The organism is Herbaspirillum huttiense (genome assembly GCF_047300815.1).
Taxonomy (GTDB): Bacteria; Pseudomonadota; Gammaproteobacteria; order Burkholderiales; family Burkholderiaceae_D; genus Herbaspirillum; species Herbaspirillum huttiense_A.
In genome coordinates, this window is sequence record NZ_CP178608.1 from 3,670,930 (window position 1) to 3,687,044 (window position 16,115).

At 63.0% G+C, this 16,115-nt stretch carries 16 protein-coding genes; 5 read left to right on the forward strand and 11 right to left on the reverse strand.

The window, feature by feature from the left end; all coding sequences use genetic code 11:
• Positions 1–536: 536 nt before the first annotated feature.
• From ACLRDN_RS16835 to ACLRDN_RS16845, 3 genes are read right to left on the reverse strand one after another with little or no spacing between them, the layout of a single operon-like run.
• Positions 537–2,015 (reverse strand): efflux transporter outer membrane subunit, encoded by a 1,479-nt coding sequence (locus ACLRDN_RS16835; RefSeq protein WP_413457214.1) that lies wholly within the window; start codon positions 2,013–2,015, stop codon positions 537–539.
• The gene (locus tag ACLRDN_RS16840) at positions 2,015–3,583 is read right to left on the reverse strand and encodes an MDR family MFS transporter (RefSeq protein WP_413457215.1); all 1,569 of its coding nucleotides are present in this window, start codon (positions 3,581–3,583) and stop codon (positions 2,015–2,017) included. Before ACLRDN_RS16840 ends, ACLRDN_RS16835 begins: the two co-directional genes overlap by 1 nt.
• A complete protein-coding gene (locus ACLRDN_RS16845; protein ID WP_413457216.1) occupies positions 3,580–4,773 on the reverse strand; it encodes an efflux RND transporter periplasmic adaptor subunit in 1,194 nt (397 codons plus the stop codon). The genes ACLRDN_RS16840 and ACLRDN_RS16845 overlap by 4 nt, the downstream gene beginning before the upstream one ends.
• 190 nt (positions 4,774–4,963) lie before the next feature.
• On the opposite strand from ACLRDN_RS16845, the gene ACLRDN_RS16850 reads away from it, so the two are divergent.
• Positions 4,964–5,488 (forward strand): MarR family winged helix-turn-helix transcriptional regulator, encoded by a 525-nt coding sequence (locus tag ACLRDN_RS16850; RefSeq protein WP_413460405.1) that lies wholly within the window; start codon positions 4,964–4,966, stop codon positions 5,486–5,488.
• A gap of 94 nt (positions 5,489–5,582) precedes the next feature.
• On the opposite strand, the gene pip is transcribed toward ACLRDN_RS16850, so the two are convergent.
• Both pip and ACLRDN_RS16860 read right to left on the reverse strand, forming a co-directional pair.
• On the reverse strand, positions 5,583–6,551 hold the full coding sequence (gene pip, locus ACLRDN_RS16855) for a prolyl aminopeptidase (RefSeq protein WP_413457217.1): 969 nt from the start codon (positions 6,549–6,551) through the stop codon (positions 5,583–5,585).
• A gap of 67 nt (positions 6,552–6,618) precedes the next feature.
• Positions 6,619–7,080 carry an Lrp/AsnC family transcriptional regulator gene (locus ACLRDN_RS16860; RefSeq protein WP_413457218.1) on the reverse strand — a complete coding sequence of 154 codons (462 nt, stop codon included), beginning with the start codon at positions 7,078–7,080 and terminating at the stop codon, positions 6,619–6,621.
• A gap of 198 nt (positions 7,081–7,278) precedes the next feature.
• Here ACLRDN_RS16860 and ACLRDN_RS16865 point away from each other — a divergent pair, with 198 nt between their 5' ends.
• The 4 genes from ACLRDN_RS16865 (at position 7,279) to fnr (ending at position 11,718) form a co-directional block, all read left to right on the forward strand.
• The gene (locus ACLRDN_RS16865; RefSeq protein ID WP_413457219.1) at positions 7,279–8,346 is read left to right on the forward strand and encodes a 1-aminocyclopropane-1-carboxylate deaminase; all 1,068 of its coding nucleotides are present in this window, start codon (positions 7,279–7,281) and stop codon (positions 8,344–8,346) included.
• A 230-nt stretch (positions 8,347–8,576) separates the two neighbouring features.
• Entirely contained in the window at positions 8,577–9,203 is a 627-nt protein-coding gene (locus ACLRDN_RS16870; RefSeq protein WP_413457220.1) for an OmpW/AlkL family protein, read from the forward strand.
• Between the two features lie 205 nt (positions 9,204–9,408).
• Positions 9,409–10,527, forward strand: a complete 1,119-nt coding sequence (locus tag ACLRDN_RS16875; protein ID WP_413457221.1) for a fatty acid desaturase — start codon at positions 9,409–9,411, stop codon at positions 10,525–10,527.
• Between the two features lie 339 nt (positions 10,528–10,866).
• A complete protein-coding gene (gene fnr, locus ACLRDN_RS16880) occupies positions 10,867–11,718 on the forward strand; it encodes a fumarate/nitrate reduction transcriptional regulator Fnr (protein WP_413457222.1) in 852 nt (283 codons plus the stop codon).
• A 95-nt stretch (positions 11,719–11,813) separates the two neighbouring features.
• Here fnr and ACLRDN_RS16885 read toward each other — a convergent pair whose 3' ends face one another.
• From ACLRDN_RS16885 to ccoO, 6 genes are all read right to left on the reverse strand, one after another.
• Entirely contained in the window at positions 11,814–12,071 is a 258-nt protein-coding gene (locus tag ACLRDN_RS16885; protein WP_121042204.1) for a hypothetical protein, read from the reverse strand.
• Positions 12,072–12,146: 75 nt separating this feature from the next.
• On the reverse strand, positions 12,147–12,692 hold the full coding sequence (locus ACLRDN_RS16890; RefSeq protein ID WP_413457223.1) for a FixH family protein: 546 nt from the start codon (positions 12,690–12,692) through the stop codon (positions 12,147–12,149).
• Between the two features lie 53 nt (positions 12,693–12,745).
• Positions 12,746–14,233, reverse strand: a complete 1,488-nt coding sequence (gene ccoG / locus ACLRDN_RS16895; RefSeq protein ID WP_413457224.1) for a cytochrome c oxidase accessory protein CcoG — start codon at positions 14,231–14,233, stop codon at positions 12,746–12,748.
• Between the two features lie 143 nt (positions 14,234–14,376).
• Positions 14,377–15,309, reverse strand: coding sequence for a cytochrome-c oxidase, cbb3-type subunit III (gene ccoP / locus ACLRDN_RS16900; protein WP_413457225.1), 933 nt, complete (start codon positions 15,307–15,309; stop codon positions 14,377–14,379).
• Complete coding sequence (locus ACLRDN_RS16905; protein WP_121042212.1) at positions 15,302–15,496, reverse strand: cbb3-type cytochrome oxidase subunit 3; 195 nt, start codon at positions 15,494–15,496, stop codon at positions 15,302–15,304. Before ACLRDN_RS16905 ends, ccoP begins: the two co-directional genes overlap by 8 nt.
• Positions 15,497–15,500: 4 nt before the next feature.
• Positions 15,501–16,115, reverse strand: coding sequence for a cytochrome-c oxidase, cbb3-type subunit II (ccoO, locus tag ACLRDN_RS16910; protein WP_039784824.1), 615 nt, complete (start codon positions 16,113–16,115; stop codon positions 15,501–15,503).

Below are 16,115 nucleotides of genomic sequence, written 5' to 3' on the forward strand. Positions count from 1 at the left end.
CTTCATCTTGCCTTCCTCATTTTTTGGGCGAATGTAATTTGGAATTGAAATCCGTCTTTCGCCCTTGTTTTATCCCTCCCTGCCTACCGGCTTTAACCGATTTATGTAGAGACGCATTGTCTTAGGGGCTATGGCATTTCAGGCATTGTCTATTGGTGCAATTCGAGCCAAAGAGGCGCACGTTTTCATGCGTCTGAGAGGGCGCGATCGCGAGGAAGAAAAGACGGAGAGTCGGCCTGCAGACTGCCTTCGGAGGCAGGATCGTCAGCGGACCTGGGCTAAGGTGCCGCACGAAAGAAGAAGAAGAAAAATATCGCCGCATGCATTGCTGCGTGCGGCGAAGTGAAGGTCTGGATTAACGCATCGCCGCTGAAAGCAGGCGAGAACCAGACATGGCGACTAAGTTTCCCAATGTGCCACGAAAGCAGCAAGTCCTCGCTGCACAAGATGCAGGGCAATGGCACCGATGACAGAATTCAGATGAAAAAATGCGGTGGCAGCCGACAAGAACGGAGCCGCTTTTCAACTGCGAAGTTTCAGAGCGCTTCCTCCGACCACCCCAGCCCCAGCGCCTTCTGAATTCCCACAAAACTGCGCGTCAGATTGGCCTCGGCCTGCAACAAATTCTGCTGCGCAGTGATCTGCTGCCGCGTGGTGTCGAGCACTTCGATCAGCGTGCCGGTACCCGCCTGATAACGCTGCCGCGCCAACACCAGCGCACGGTCGGCAGAGACCTTGGAACGCGCAATGGTAGCCACGCTCACCCGGCCATAGCGGAAGCGCGAGAGCGCATCCTCGGCATCGCGCAGGGCTTCCAGCACGGACTGCCGATACTTCATCTCGGCCTCGTCGCGCACCTGCTCGGCTTGCGTGACACGTGCCTTGGCGCGGCCAAAGTCAAGAAAATTCCAGCTCAGCATGGGCGCACCCAGCGCTGCAAAATCATCCAGGCGCGTCAGGTCCGAAGGATGCGTTCCACCCAGGCCAATCACGCCAAACAGCTTCAGGCTGGGATAGCGCGCCGCTTCAGCCTGGCCGATCTTGGCCGTATCGGCGGCCAGTGTGCGCTCGGCAGCACGTACATCAGGACGGCGACGCAGCAGCGAGACCGGATCGCCCACCGCCACCTGCTGCGGCGGCAGCGGCACGGGGGCAGTGGCCGCCAATTCCGCATCCAGCGTGCCCGGCTCCTGACCCAGCAAGGTGGCCAGTTCATTGAGGTAGGCATCGCGCTCGGCCTGCAGCGGGACCAGGTCGGCACGGCTGGCATCAAGCTGGTTCTGCACGCGCAGTTGATCCAGCGATGAGGCCGTGCCGCGCTCGACGCGCTGCCCGGTCAGCTGCAGCATCTGCTCCTGCGCCTGCACCGCCTCCTGGCCCAGCGACAGACGCAGCTGGCGGTCGCGCAGGCTGATGTAGGCATTGGCCACTTCTGCGGCCAGGCTCACCTGCACATCGGCCAGCGAGGCCTGCGCCGCATCGGCCGTGGCCGTGGCCGCTTCTACCGCACGGCGGCGGGCACCGAAAAGATCGATCTCCCAGCTGGCATCAAAGCCCACACTGTAGAGATTGGCGCTGGTCGGCGAGCCATTGCCGGAGCTGGAGCCGCCGGTCAGCGCGCCCAGGTTGGCCGGTGGCAGGCGCGCATGCCCGGCCAGGGCCGAGGCACCGACGCTGGGGGCGGCATTGGCCTGTTCCAGCGCCAGTCCCGCACGCGATTGCTGCAGGCGGGCACGCGCCACGCCCAGGTTCGGATTGGCTTGCAGGGCGCGCTCGATGAGGCTGTTCAGTTCGCTGTCGCCCAGCCCTAGCCACCACTGGCTGATTGGCGCGGCGGTACTGGCGCTGTCGCCGCCGCGTACGAATTGATGGCTGTGTGCCGCTTGCGGGGCGGCTTCGGGCGGGCCGGCGTAGTCCGGTCCGAGGGCGGAACAGCCGGCCAGCAGCGCAGCGGCCGCCAGCGCGATCAGGCGCACGGCCGGGAAGGAAGAAGAAGTCTTGTCCATGTTGATCATCAATGAGAAGCCACCGGTGCGGCATTGGTCGGCAAGGGGCGCAGAAACAGCACCAGCGGAGTCACGCAGAGGATGGCCACGCCCAGCATCCAGAACAGGTCGGCATAGGTCATCGTCAGCGCCTGCGCCTGGATGGTGGCACCCATGAGCTGGATCGCCACATCCTGCCCGCCCAGCAGATGGGCTTGCGCGGCGATGCCGGACTGCACCAGGTCGGAATTGGCGTTGAGGCTTTCTTCCAGGCGGCGGCTGTGCAGCCACAGGCGCTGGTCCTGGATCACGGCGATGGCCGCCAGCGCCAGCGAGCCGCCCAGATTGCGCGCGGCACTGTAGAGGCCGGATGCATCACCGGCCTGCGACGGCGGCACCGAGCGGATCGCCGCCTGGTTCAGGAACAGCATCGCCAGCACCGTGCCCACCCCGCGCATCAACTGCGAGGCCACGAAGGAGCCGCCATAGGACAGCGGGCTCAGGTCGGTCTCGATGAAGGCCGAGGTGGCCAGCAGCAGGAAGCCGGTGCCCACAGCAATGCGAATATCCACCAGCCGCATCAGCAAGGGCGTGAAGGGCATCATGAGGATCATCGGCACGCCCGAGAGCAGCACGATCCAGCCCGATTGCAGCGAGTTGTAGCCGGCGATGCCGGAGAGGAATTGGGGGATCACGTAGGCCGTGCCATACAGCGCCACGCCGACGATCATGGCCATCATCACCACGGAACCAAACTGGCGGTCGCGCAAGAGCCGCAGTTGGATCACCGGATGGCGCGCACGCAGCTGGCCGATGGCCAGCAGGATGAAGCCGAGCACGGAGGCAGCCGCCAGCCAGCGGATATCCGGCGAGGAAAACCACTGCTCCCGCTCGCCCTCTTCCAGCACCACCGTCAATCCGCCCAGCCCCAGCGCCAGGCCGGCAATACCGAACCAGTCGGCCTCGGCCAATTGTTCGAACTTGGGCCGTTCATAGGGAATGGCCACCAGCAGCAAGGTGATGAGGGCCGCACCCACGGGCAGGTTGATGAAGAAGGCGTAGTGCCAGCTGACGTTTTCGGTCAACCAGCCGCCCATCACCGGCCCCAGCACCGGACCCAGAATGGCGGTCGCACCGAACAGGGCATTGCCGACCGGCTGCTGCGAACGCGGCAGGCGCGTGGCGATGATGGTCATGGCGGTCGGAATGAGCGCGCCGCCGGTGAAACCCTGCCCGACCCGGCCCACGATCATCATCGGCAGCGTGGTCGAAAGGCCGCACAGCACCGAGAACAAGGTGAAGAGGCTGGCCGCCGTCAGCAGCAGCACGCGCAATCCCAGCAGCCGCTCCAGCCAGGCCGACATGGGGATGATGACGATCTCGGCCACCAGGTAGGCGGTGGCGATCCAGGTGCCTTCAGTGCCTGAGGCTCCGATTTCCCCCTGGATGGTGGGCAGCGAGGAATTGACGATGGAGATGTCCAGCGTGGCCATGAGCGCACCCAGGGTGCCGGCCGCGACCGCCAGCCAGGCGGCGGCATCGGCCTTCTCCGGCTGGGTACCCTGCCCTGTGGGCTTGGCGGGAGCCGCGCTGCTCACTGCGGCTCCTTGCGGGTGGCGTTGGTCTGGCTGTTGCGCTCGCGCAGTTCACGCAATTCATCCTTGGCCGCGATGGTGTTGACCTCCACCGTCACTGAGAGGCCCGCCACGAAGGCGCGGGTTTCTTCTTGCGTGGCATCGACGGCTACACGCACGGGCACGCGCTGGACGATCTTGGTGAAGTTCCCGGTGGCATTCTGCGGCGGCAGCAGCGAGAACTGGGCACCGGTGCCCGGCGAGAGGCTTTCTACATGGCCGTGGAATTCCACGCCCGGCAAGGCATCGATCTTGATGATGGCAGGCTGGCCGATGCGCATGATGCCGATCTGGGTTTCCTTGAAATTGGCCGAAACGTAGAAGCGGGTCGGCACCACGGTCATCATGCGCGTGCCGGGCGAGACGAACTGGCCGACGCGGACCTGCTTGTCACCGATGCGGCCATCGACGGCGGCGCGGATCTCGGTGTAGCCGAGGTTGACGCTGGCAGCATCGTATTGCGCCTTGGCCGTCTCGCCCTGGGCCTGCGCCTGGCGCACCTGGGCCTGCAGCGAGCGTACCCGCAGCTGCGCCGCATCGAGTGCAGCACGACGTGCGGCGAGCGTGCTGCGGGCCTGGGCCTGCTGATTGCGCAAGGTGGTCAGGCGCTCACGCGTTTCGGCACCAGAAGCCGCCAAGGGGGTGTAGCGCTCCACTTCGGCGGTGGCGAAGCGGGCATCTTCGTCGGCTGAGGCCAGCTGCGCTTTGGCCTGCGCAATGGCGGCCTGCTGTTCGGCCAGTTGCGCATTGGCGGCTTCCTCGCTGGCGCTGGCGGCGTCGATCTGGGCTTTGGCCTGGGCGGCTTGAGCGGAATAATCGCGCGCATCGATGCGCACCAGCGGCTGGCCGGCCTTGACGATCTGGTTGTCCGCCACCAGCACCTGGTCGACATAGCCGGTGACCTTGGAAGACACCGTCACGCTGTCGGCCTGGACGAAGGCATCGTTGGTGCTCTCCAGATACTTGCCGCGGAACTGGTAGTACAGCACCCAGGCCGCCACGATCACCAGCACCAGCAAGCCCAGCGCGCGCAGGATGAAGCGGGCGCGCGGACTCATGCGTTTCTTGGGAGTGCTGTTCTTGTTGCTGCCGTTGGTGGAGGCATCCGGCTGAGAGGAACTTGCTTCTGTATTGCTGGGTGTGGCGTCGGTCATCTTTTTTATCCTAATATCTGGGCGCGGAGGATTGCTAACTGAATCAATACACTGGCCGTACTGTATTGATGCCCGGCAATACACTTCACGCGCCAGCACCAATACAGCGGCAATACGGGGTCAATACAGCTTTCCCCAACCGAACGGGGAAATTAATGAGGTACCATATGATATGGTATCTGGAAAAATTATGTCTACAAGCTTTACAAACGATGACAGCAGCAGTGCCGCCGAGGCGCTGCGCGACTTCTACATCCGCTCGCACCGCACGCTGGACAAGCTCATGGCCGGCGAAGGGGCTTCATTGGCGCGCAACAAGATGCTCGGCCACATCGAGCGCAACAGTCCGGTGCGCGCGGCCGACCTGGCCACGGCCTTTGGCTTCGCGCCGCGCACCATCACCGAGGCCATCGATGCCCTTGAGCGCGACGGACTGGTCCAGCGCAATGGCGATACCACTGACCGCCGGGTCAAATACATCGCTTTGACAGCGTCGGGAAAAGAAGTGCTGCGCGCTTCCGAGCCGGTGAAAAAAACCTTCATCGACGGGCTGTTCGCTGCCCTGAGCGAAGAGGAAATCGGGGCGCTGACCACTGTATTGGGCAAACTCAACCATCGGCTGGCTGAATTGGAAGAGGTGTATTCCTCGAACGCCCCTGTGCCAGCCGCAGCAACGGATGAGCTACCCGCCAAACGCAGCCGCAAGAAAAGCTGAAACGAACGAACAGGTAAAAAAAAAACGCTCCCGCAAAGGGGAGCGTCAGACAGACTGTGCGGCCAGATCGCTGGCCGCGTTCACCGCCATGGCATCACAGATCGGCGAACCGATCAGTGGCCGCGATCAGTTGATCGAGGATGCCGGGTTCGTTGTAGGCGTGCCCGGCGCTGTCGATCAGGTGCAATTGCGAACCGGGCCAGGCCTGGTGCAAATCCCACGCCGACTTGGCCGGGGTGGCCAGATCGTAGCGGCCCTGCACGATGACGCCGGGAATGCCTTCGAGCCGCGAGGCATTGGCCAGCAACTGCCCCTCCTCCATGAATCCCTTGTTGAAGAAGTAGTGATTCTCGATGCGCGCAAAGGCCAGCGCGAATTGCGCATCGTTGAAGGAATCGATCAGACGTTCATCGGCCACCAGGGTGATGGTGCTGGCTTCCCAGCGGCTCCAGGCACGGGCGGCCTGCAGCTTGGCGGCTTCGTCGTCGCCGGTGAGGCGCTTGCGGTAAGCATGCACCAGGTTGCCGCGCTCGGCGGCCGGGATCGGGGCCAGGAATTGGTCCCAGCGATCGGGCACCATCCACGAAGCCCCCTCCTGGTAGTACCAATCCAGCTCAGCCTGGCGCAGCAGGAAGATGCCGCGCAGGACCAGTTCGGTCACGCGCTGCGGATGGGTCTGCGCGTAGGCCAGCGCCAGCGTGCTGCCCCAGGAGCCACCGAAGACCTGCCAGCGCGCGATGCCCAGCAGTTCGCGCAGGCGTTCGATGTCGGCCACCAGATCCCAGGTGGTGTTGGCGTCGAGGTTGGCATGCGGCCGCGAGCGGCCACAGCCGCGCTGGTCGAACAGGACGATGCGGTATTTCTCCGGGTTGAAGAGACGGCGGTGCGAAGGACCGCAACCGCCACCGGGACCACCGTGCAGGAAGACCACCGGCTTGCCCTTGGGGTTGCCGCAGACTTCCCAGTAGACCTGGTGGCCGTCGCCGACGTCGAGCATGCCGTGGTCATGCGGTTCGATGGGAAGATAGAGGCCGCGCAGGGTGGGAGTAGCAGAAGAGGTCATCAGCAAGTCCTTGAGGGTGAAGACAAAAGATGCAGTATAGGATGGGAAGGACAAGAACGCAGCGTTCTCATTCCACCACGAGTTCCGGATTGTTCTTCACTTCGTTGAGCACGAAGAATGAACGCAACTGCCGCACGCCCGGCAGCCGCAGCAAGGTATTGGCGTGCAGGCGGTTGAAGGCCTGCAGGTCCTTCACGCGCAGCTTGATCCAGTAGTCGAATTCCCCGGCCAGCAGCAGGCACTCCTGCACGGCGGCGATCTCGCGCGCCGCTTTCTCGAACTCGGCAAAGCTCTCGGGGGTGGAACGGTCCAGCACCACGCCCACCGTCACCAGCACCGGCAGGCCCAGCTTCTCGGGGTCGAGGATGGCGCGCACTTCCTTCACATAACCTTCGTCCATCAGCCGTTTGGTGTGGTTCCAGCAGGCGGTGGCGCTCATGCCGAGCTTCTTGGCCAGCTCGGCATTGCCGATGCGGCCATCCTTCTGCAGCGCCTTGAGGATGCGCTTGTCCATGCGGTCCAGTGACATGATGAATCTTTCCGTAAATTCAGATTTATCGTAATTTTCTTTGCATGAAATAATTTACATCGCTTTTTCATCACGAATCATGCCATAAATTCGGAAGCACCATTTTAATCCTCCGGCGTAAAGTTGATCCCGGCGATTCACCATGAATCGAACCAGATTCGGACCCCTTTCGACCATCCACCTGAACCGGAGCACTCCATGCTGGCACTCGACAAACTCTTCCCTCGCAAGACCCTGGGCTTCTTCCCCTCCCCCATCCACAAGCTGGAACGCTTGTCCGCCATGCTGGGCGTGGAAGTGTGGGCCAAGCGCGATGACGTCTCCTCGGGCCTGGCCTTCGGCGGCAACAAGATCCGCAAGCTGGAATGGCTGGTGGCCGATGCCCTGGCCAAGGGCTGCGACACCCTGGTCTCGATCGGCAACATCCAGTCCAACCACACGCGCCAGGTCTGCGCGGCGGCCGCCGCCGTGGGCATGAAGTCCTATACCGTGCAGGAAACCTGGCTGGAATGGGATGATCCGGTCTACGACAAGGTCGGCAACATCCTCCTGACGCGCATCATGGGAGGCAACCCGATCATGGGCGGCTACGGCTACTCCACCACCGAGAAGGACACCTGGGCCCGTGCCCTGGAAGAAGTGCGCGCCAAGGGCGGCAAGCCCTATGCGATTCCGGCCGGCGCATCGGACCACCCGCTGGGCGGCCTGGGGTATGCCAACTTCGCCGATGAAGTGGCGATGCAGGAACAGCAGCTGGGCATCTTCTTCGACAACATCGTGGTGGCGACCTGTACCGGTTCCACCCAGGCCGGCATGGTGGTCGGTTTCGCCGCCCAGGAGAAGCGCCGCCGCGTGATCGGCATCGACACCGCCGATGATGAAGCCATGACCCGCCGCGCCGTCACCAAGATCGCCAACGACACCAGCGAACTGATCGCCGCCAAGGGCGGCAAGCGCGTGGTGGTGCGCGATGCCGACATCGAGATCATCCCCGACTACAGCGGCCCGGCCTACGGCCTGCCGAGCGAGCAGACCATCGCCGCCATCCGTACCGCCGCCGAGATGGAAGCCATGCTGACCGATCCGGTGTATGAAGGAAAATCCATCGATGGCTTGATCGACATGGCCAAGAAGGGCCATTTCAAGGGCCAGCGCGTGCTATATGCCCACCTCGGCGGTGCCCCGGCACTGAACGCGTATTACAAGGCCTTCGAAGATCCCGAAAACCTGACCAAGCTGGCCCGCGAAGCGCGCTTCAAGGAGTAAGCGCAGGTCCCCCGCACAGGCGCATATCCAGACAGCGATCCGGATCGCGCCGCACTGCATACCAAGCCCGAGCCTGTTCCTGCAGGCCGGGCTTGTGTCGTTTTTAGCGGGCAAGTTCCTGCTGGCGAGGGCATTTTCACCCCATGTTCCCGCCCTCTTGATCGGCATCAAAGCCTGCAGAAAGCTTCACGCGTACCTTTCGGACATCCTCACTCGACAGGTAAAACACCGTGAAAAAAATCGTCACCCTTACTGCTGCCGTAGCCGCCCTGGCTTCCTCGTTCGCTGCTGCTCCCGTGTTCGCGCAAGAAGCGCAAAGCCCGTGGCTGGTGCGCGTGCGCGCCGTCAACCTGAGCCCGGAAAACAAGTCCGACCAGGTCGGCGGCACCGGTGCCTCGGACCGCATCACCATCAACAACAAGGTGATCCCCGAGTTCGACATCAGCTACTTCTTCACCCCGAACATTGCCGCCGAACTGGTGCTGACCTATCCGCAAAAGCAGGACGTGCGCCTGGACGGCAACAAGATCGGCACCTTCAAGCACCTGCCGCCGACCCTGACCCTGCAATACCACTTCATGCCTGAAGCGGCCTTCAGCCCCTACGTCGGTGCCGGTATCAACTACACCCGCATCTCCAGCGTGAACCTGGCCGGCGGCCTGCAACTGGACAGCAGCAGCTTTGGTGGCGCCCTGCAGATCGGTGCCGACTACAAGATCAACAAGAACTGGCTGATCAACTTCGACATCAAGAAGGTGCAGATCTCCAGCGACGTCAAGACCGCTTCCGGCGCCAAGGTCAGCAACGTCAAGATCGACCCGTGGCTCATCGGCGTTGGCGTGGGTTACCGTTTCTAAGGTATTCTTGCCGCACCCAAACGGCGCGATCCGTCATCGATGATGACCGGTCGCGTTGTTTTTTGGGATCCGCGCTAACGTCACCGCCACCGGTTTTCCGGCCGCCACTCCTTGCAATGCCATCCGCCCTTGCAGCGTTAGCTGGAGCAGTCTCTGCGGCATGCTCCGCCTGTCCACCGTTTGATAGTAGGAAGAGGTAATTACGATGTCGACGACTTCGCACACCAATACACCGGTCGCGCCCGGCGCGCCGATGCCCCATCGCAAGATCATCCGCTCCTGGGTGATCCCCATCAGCCAGCGCAGCACGATCATCGCCCTGGCACTGTCGGTGCTGGATTTCTGCCTGTTCGGCGCCAGCCTCGCGGCCATTGTCTGGGCTCCCTGGCTGCTGGCCAAGATCGCGCTGGGCGTGGTCAATGGCTTCATCATCGGCCGCCTGTTCATCCTCGGCCACGATGCCTGCCACCAGGCCTTCACGCCCAGCCGCAAGCTCAACACCTGGCTGGGCCGCCTGCTGTTCATGCCTTCGCTGACACCCTATAGCCTGTGGGCGGTGGGTCACAATGTGGTGCACCACGGCTACACCAACCTGAAGGGATTTGATTTCGTCTGGCAGCCGCGCTCGCTGGAAGAATTCCGCGCCCTGCCGCGCTGGCGCCAGCGCCTGGAGCGCATCTACCGCAGCGGCTTCGGTCCCGGCCTGTACTACATGATCGACATGTGGTGGAAGCGCATGTACTTCCCCTCGAAGAAGCAGATGCCGACCCGCCGCGCCGAATTCATGTGGGATGGCGTACTGGTGACGGCCGTAGCCGCCGTCTGGATCGCCGGCCTGGCCTGGGCCGCGCAGGCAACTGAACAATCCTTCTGGACCCTGCTGGTGACCGGCTTTGCGATTCCGCTGCTGTTCTGGAAGGCCATGATCGGCTTCGTGGTGTATGTGCACCATACGCATACCTCGGTGGCCTGGTATGAAGACAAAATCACCTGGGCTGCTGCGCAACCCTTCGTCTCCACCACCGTGCACCTGACCTTTGGTCGCTACTGGGGTTCGTTGCTGCATCACATCATGGAACACACCGCGCACCACGTGGACATGAGCGTGCCGCTGTATCGCCTCAAGCAAGCCCAGAAGAAACTGGAAACCATGCTGCCCGGCCGCATCGTGATCCAGCGATTCTCCTGGCGCTGGTACTTCGACACGGCGCGCCGCTGCAAGCTGTATGACTTCAAGCGCCTGTGCTGGACCGACTATCGTGGTCGCCCCACCAGCACCCCGCTGCCCTTGCCGGACATGAGCAAGCCCACGGCAGAAGCCTGAGCGGAAGCCACGAAGATTCTGAAGTTTCAATAACAAGACGGTCGCATGGAAGGGCATTCGCGGGTCCCCGGTAACCCCGCGATACCGCCCACTTTCCCCCATCAAGGCCGCTTCTCTTCCACGTACTGCCAGCCGTCGTCATTGGCTGTCAGTTCTGATGTTTTTCGGTGAAATCTGCCGTCGCATGGCAGCCCTTCCTGCCCATTCGGGCAGTTACTTGGACCAACTTTGATCTGGGACAAGAAATGCCGTCTGATTCGGGAATACTGTGCTTCCTATCCCGTTGCGCGCACTTAAAATCGAGTCATTCGATCGCCACACGTCCGCCGGGAACATCGCATGAACCAGCCACTCCACTCCACTTCGCTCGCCGCTGCCAATAACGCCGCCGCACCCCTGACCCAATGCTCGCCGCTGACCGCCGCGCGCGAAGCCGCCGCCAGCTCCGCGCTGCGCAGCTGCACCGCCTGCGGCATGCACCAGCTGTGCCTGCCCATGGGCCTGGATGAATCCGACATGAAACGCCTGGACAAGATCATCGGCCGCCGCAAGGTCGCCCGCGATGACTTCCTGTACCGCATCGGCGACCGCTTCACCGCCCTCTACGCCGTGCGTGTGGGCCATTTCAAGACCTATCAGGAAAACCTCGACGGCGATCGCCAGATCACCGGTTTCCAGATGCCTGGCGAACTGTTGGGCATGGATGCCATCAGCACCGAGCATCACCAGTGCGACGCGGTGGCCCTGCAGGACAGCGAAGTTTGCGAAATCCCGTTTGCCCGCCTGGAACAGCTGTTCGGTCAGATCCCGCATCTGCTGCGCCACTTCCATCGCATGATGAGCCACGAGATCACCAGCGAACAGAACGTCATCATGCTGCTGGGGAACATGCGTGCGGAGCAGCGCTTTGCCGCCTTCCTGGTGAATTTGTCTTCACGCTATGCTGCACGCGGCTATTCCTCGACACGCTTCCAGCTGCGCATGACCCGCCAGGACGTCGGCAACTACCTCGGCCTGACCATCGAGAGCATCAGCCGCCTGATCTCCAAGTTCCGCAAGCAGGGCCTGCTGGCGGTGGAACAACGCGATGTGGAAGTGGTGGATCTGGCCGCGCTCAAGCGCCTGGCCGCCGGCGTCGATGCCTGCACACCGGCACCGGCTGCAGCAGCTACAGCGCGAGCAGCCAGCTGAAGGCTTGCAGGCTTGAAATCAGTGGCAGCACCGACTTCAAGCCAACCCTAGCCAACCCAAGTCAATTCAGTGTTGATTGAAGCGTTCCAGGGCGTTCAGCCCTGGACGTAATGACGCAAGCGCTCTCTCGGCAGGGCGCGCGTCAGCCTCACGGCCAGGAGGCCGCAGACGGCGAAACTCCCCCAGAAACAGAAGAACCCAACGGTATAGGCGCCCAGCGCTTCCCATTCATGGCCGGACGCCATGGCCAGTTCCTCGGGATTGAACAGGGAAAAGAACACGCCCTCGGCCGCGATGGCCATCAGGAAAGCCACCCAGACCACGATGGCGAGATTGCGTTGCTGTTTGCGCATGGCTGTCTCCTTGACGCATGAAGTTTCATCCGAAGATGGCCGGTCTTGAAGCCGGCTTCACTCCAGCTTAGCGCATTATTCGGCCGGTGCGTAGGCCTCCGCATTCATTTCGATGCTGCGCTGTTGCGGCCACACCCAGGACCCGTGCAGGCGCCAGCTGTGGCTGCCATCCTCGGCTACCAGACGCCAGCGTGCCTGCTCCATCTCCGCCAGCGGTACCGAGAAGCTGCCATCGGCGGCCGGGCGCACCAGCAGCGTGCGGTCCTTGGCCGGCTGGGTCGGATGTACCAGGTTCAGCACCAGGGTCTGCCCCTCTTCGCCGGCAGCAGGTACCTGGCGCATCTGCAGGCGGCCGCGCAGTACGGCAGCAGCCGGGTCATAGGCGATGCCGATGGCCGCGCCCAGGCGCTGCGCCTCATGATCGCGGCGCAGGTCCTTGTTGATGGCCTTGCCCTGCTTGTAGTAATCGTCGGCCACCAGGGCATCGGCCCGCGAGATGGCCAGCCAGGCGGTAAAGATCCCTGCCACCACCACCACGGCCGGACCGGACATCAGCAGCCAGGGCCAGCGGTGACGGTACCAGGGAGCGGCGTTGCCAAGCTTGGGGGAGATGGTGGTCATGGTTTCCTCTCGTGTTGAAGTTTGGTTCACCTGCGTTGTACCGCTTGCCGCACTCAGCGGCGCGGCACCAGGAAGACGGCCTTCTCGCTGACATGCAGCGCGGGCTGGTCCTCGGCCTGCAATTCGATATGAATCTTGTTGGAACCGGACTCACCTGCCCCATGCGGCGCCCTCACCCGCACCGGCACCATCAGCGTCTGGGTGGCGGCCAGTTCGATGGGGCCGGCCGGATCGACGGTCAGTCCATCGATGCCGCTCGCGCTGATGCGATAGCGATGGCCGCGCTCATCGGTGTTGATGACTTGCAAGCGGTAGACGTTTTCGATGATGCCGTCCTCCACCTCTCGGCCCATGGAACCGCGATCACGGATCACATCGAGCTTCAGCGGCGTGCGCACCACCAGTGAGCCCAGGAACAGCGCGATCACCGCGCCCAGGATGGCGGTGTAGATCAGGATGCGCGGACGGAACAGGCGGCGGCGGATCTCCGGCGTCGAGAAGCCCTGCTCGATGGCGTTCTCGGTGGAATAGCGGATCAGGCCGCGCGGGCGCTCGATCTTGTCCATCACGCTGTCGCAGGCATCCACGCAGGCCGCGCAACCGATGCACATGTATTGCAGGCCCTGGCGGATGTCGATGCCAGTCGGGCAGACCTGGACGCACATGGTGCAGTCGATGCAATCGCCCGCCTTGCGCCCCTCCTGCAGTTTGGCCGCCTTGGCCGCCGGCATGCGCGGCTCGCCACGGGCGTTGTCATAGGTGATGACCAGGGAGTCGCGGTCGAACATGGCGCTCTGGAAGCGGGCATAGGGGCACATGTACTTGCAGACTTGCTCGCGCATCCAGCCGGCATTGCCATAGGTGGCAAAGGCGTAGAAGACGATCCAGAAGCTCTCCCAGGGGCCCAGCGCAAACTGGCCGATTTCCGGCAGCAACTCGCGTATCGGCGAGAAGTAGCCGACGAAGCTGATGCCGGTCCACAGGGCCAGGCCGCCCCAGGCCAGGTGCTTGGCGGACTTGCGCCAGAGCTTGTCGAACGACCAGGGCTGGCGGTCCAGGCGCATGCGGGCGCTGCGGTTGCCTTCGATGCGGCGTTCGATCCACAGGAAGATCTCGGTGTAGACCGTCTGCGGACAGGCATAGCCGCACCAGACGCGGCCGGCGATGGCCGTGAAGAGGAACAGGCTGAAGGCGCAGATGATCAGCAGCGCGGCCAGCCAGATGAAGTCCTGCGGCCACAGCACCAGGCCGAACAGGTAGAACTTGCGTGATGCCAGGTCGAACAGCACGGCCTGGCGCTCGTTCCAGTTGATCCACGGCAGGCCGTAGAACACCAGCTGCGTCAGGAACACGCACAGCCAGCGCAGGCTGGCAAAGCGTCCCTGGATCTCGCGTGGGTAAATCTGTTCACGCGCGGCATACATGCGGATGACGGCGTATTCATCCTTGCCCTCCTTCGTCGGCAACGCCTGCTGCGTTCCTGCCTCGGGTGGCGGGTCCCCTTCCTTGCCCTGCCTGGGTGTCATTGCGGCCTTGTTCATGGTCTTGCCTGCTCTGCTTTCGCTCTCTGTCATGCGCCCCTTGGCGGGGGCGCGCGGCCGATATGGCCATCACGAAGAACACCGGGGCCGCGCAGCTCTGTGTCTGCGTCGGCCCCGGCGCGGGTTCAACTGCTCATCGGGACCTACTTGGCCTCTGCATTGCTGGGCTTGTTGGACAAGCTCCAGACATAGGCCGCCAGCACGTGTACCTTGGGTTCACCGAGGAACTCGCCAAACGCCGGCATGGTGTTGTCTCGGCCCTTGTTGATGGTCTCCTTGATGGTGTCGATGCTGCCGCCGTAGAGCCAGATCTTGTCCGACAGGTTGGGCGCGCCCAGGGCCTGGTTGCCCACACCGCCGGGGCCGTGGCAGGCCATGCAGGCGGCGAACTTGGACTTGCCTAGTTCGGCCTTGATCGGATCATGGGCCGAATTGGACAAGCTCAGCACGTAGTTGGCGACGTTGTCGACATCCTTGTCGGTGCCCACCGCAGCGGCCATGGGCGGCATGACGCCGTGACGGCCCTTGAGGATGGTTTCCTTGATGATCTCGGGCGTGCCGCCGTGCAGCCAGTCATTGTCGGTCAGGTTGGGGAAGCCCTTGTTGCCGCGGGCATCCGAACCGTGGCACTGCGCGCAGTAGGTCAGGAACAGGCGCTGGCCGATGGCATGGGCCTGCGGGTCGGCGGCCACCAGCTTCAGGTCTTGCTTGAGGTAGCTGTCGAAGAGCGGTCCGTACTTGGCTTCGGCTTGCTTGACGTCGGCATCATGCTCGCCGGTCGAACGCCAGCCCAGGGTACCGGGCAGGTTGCCCAGGCCCGGATAGGCAATCAGGTAGCCCACCGAGAAGATGATGGTGAGATAGAACAGCCACATCCACCAGCGCGGCAGCGGGTTGTTCAGTTCGGTCAGGTCGTCGTCCCAGACGTGGCCGGTGGTCGAACCGGCAACCGGCTGGTCGCCCTTCTTGACCTTCCAGCTGGACTGCTGCCACAGCAGCAGCGCGCAACCGGCGATGCCCAGCACGGTCAGGACGATGATCCAGATGTTCCAGAAACCACTGGTGAAATCAGCCATGGCGCACCTCCTTGTCGCTGCTGTCGGCAGCGGGCTGGCCGATGTCGCCGTCGGCGAAGGGGATCATCTCGGCTTGCTTGAAATCAGCGGGCTTGTGGCCGACATAGGTCCACCACAGGATGCCGGCAAAGGTGATGAAGCTGATCAGCGTGATCAGGCTGCGTGGGTCGGTCAACATTTCAATCATGGTCTTATCTCTCCGCCTTGATCAGGATGCCCAGGCCTTGCAGGTAGGCGATCAGCGCATCCTGTTCGGTCTTGCCGGCCAGCTCGGCCGGGGCATTCTTGATGTCTTCTTCGGTGTACGGGTCGCCGATGCGCTTCAATGCCTTCATGCGCGAGACGATGTCGTAGTTGTCCAGCTTGGCCTGCTCCAGCCACGGGTAGGCCGGCATGTTGGACTCCGGTACCACGTCACGCGGGTTGTGCAGGTGAGCGCGATGCCATTCATCGCTGTAGCGGGCACCGACGCGGGCCAGGTCCGGGCCGGTGCGCTTGGAACCCCACTGGAAGGGGTGGTCATAGACCGACTCACCGGCTACCGAGTAGTGGCCATAACGCTCGGTCTCGGCGCGCAGCGGGCGGATCATCTGCGAGTGGCAGTTGTAGCAGCCCTCGCGGATGTAAACGTCGCGGCCAGCCAGGCGCAGGGCCGAATAAGGCTTGAGGCCGGCGATCGGTTCGGTGGTCGATTTCTGGAAGAACAGCGGCACGATTTCGGCCAGGCCACCCACACTGACCACCAGCAGCACCAGGCCAATGAGCAGCCAGGGGTTCTTCTCAATCCATTCATGCGAAAACTTCAT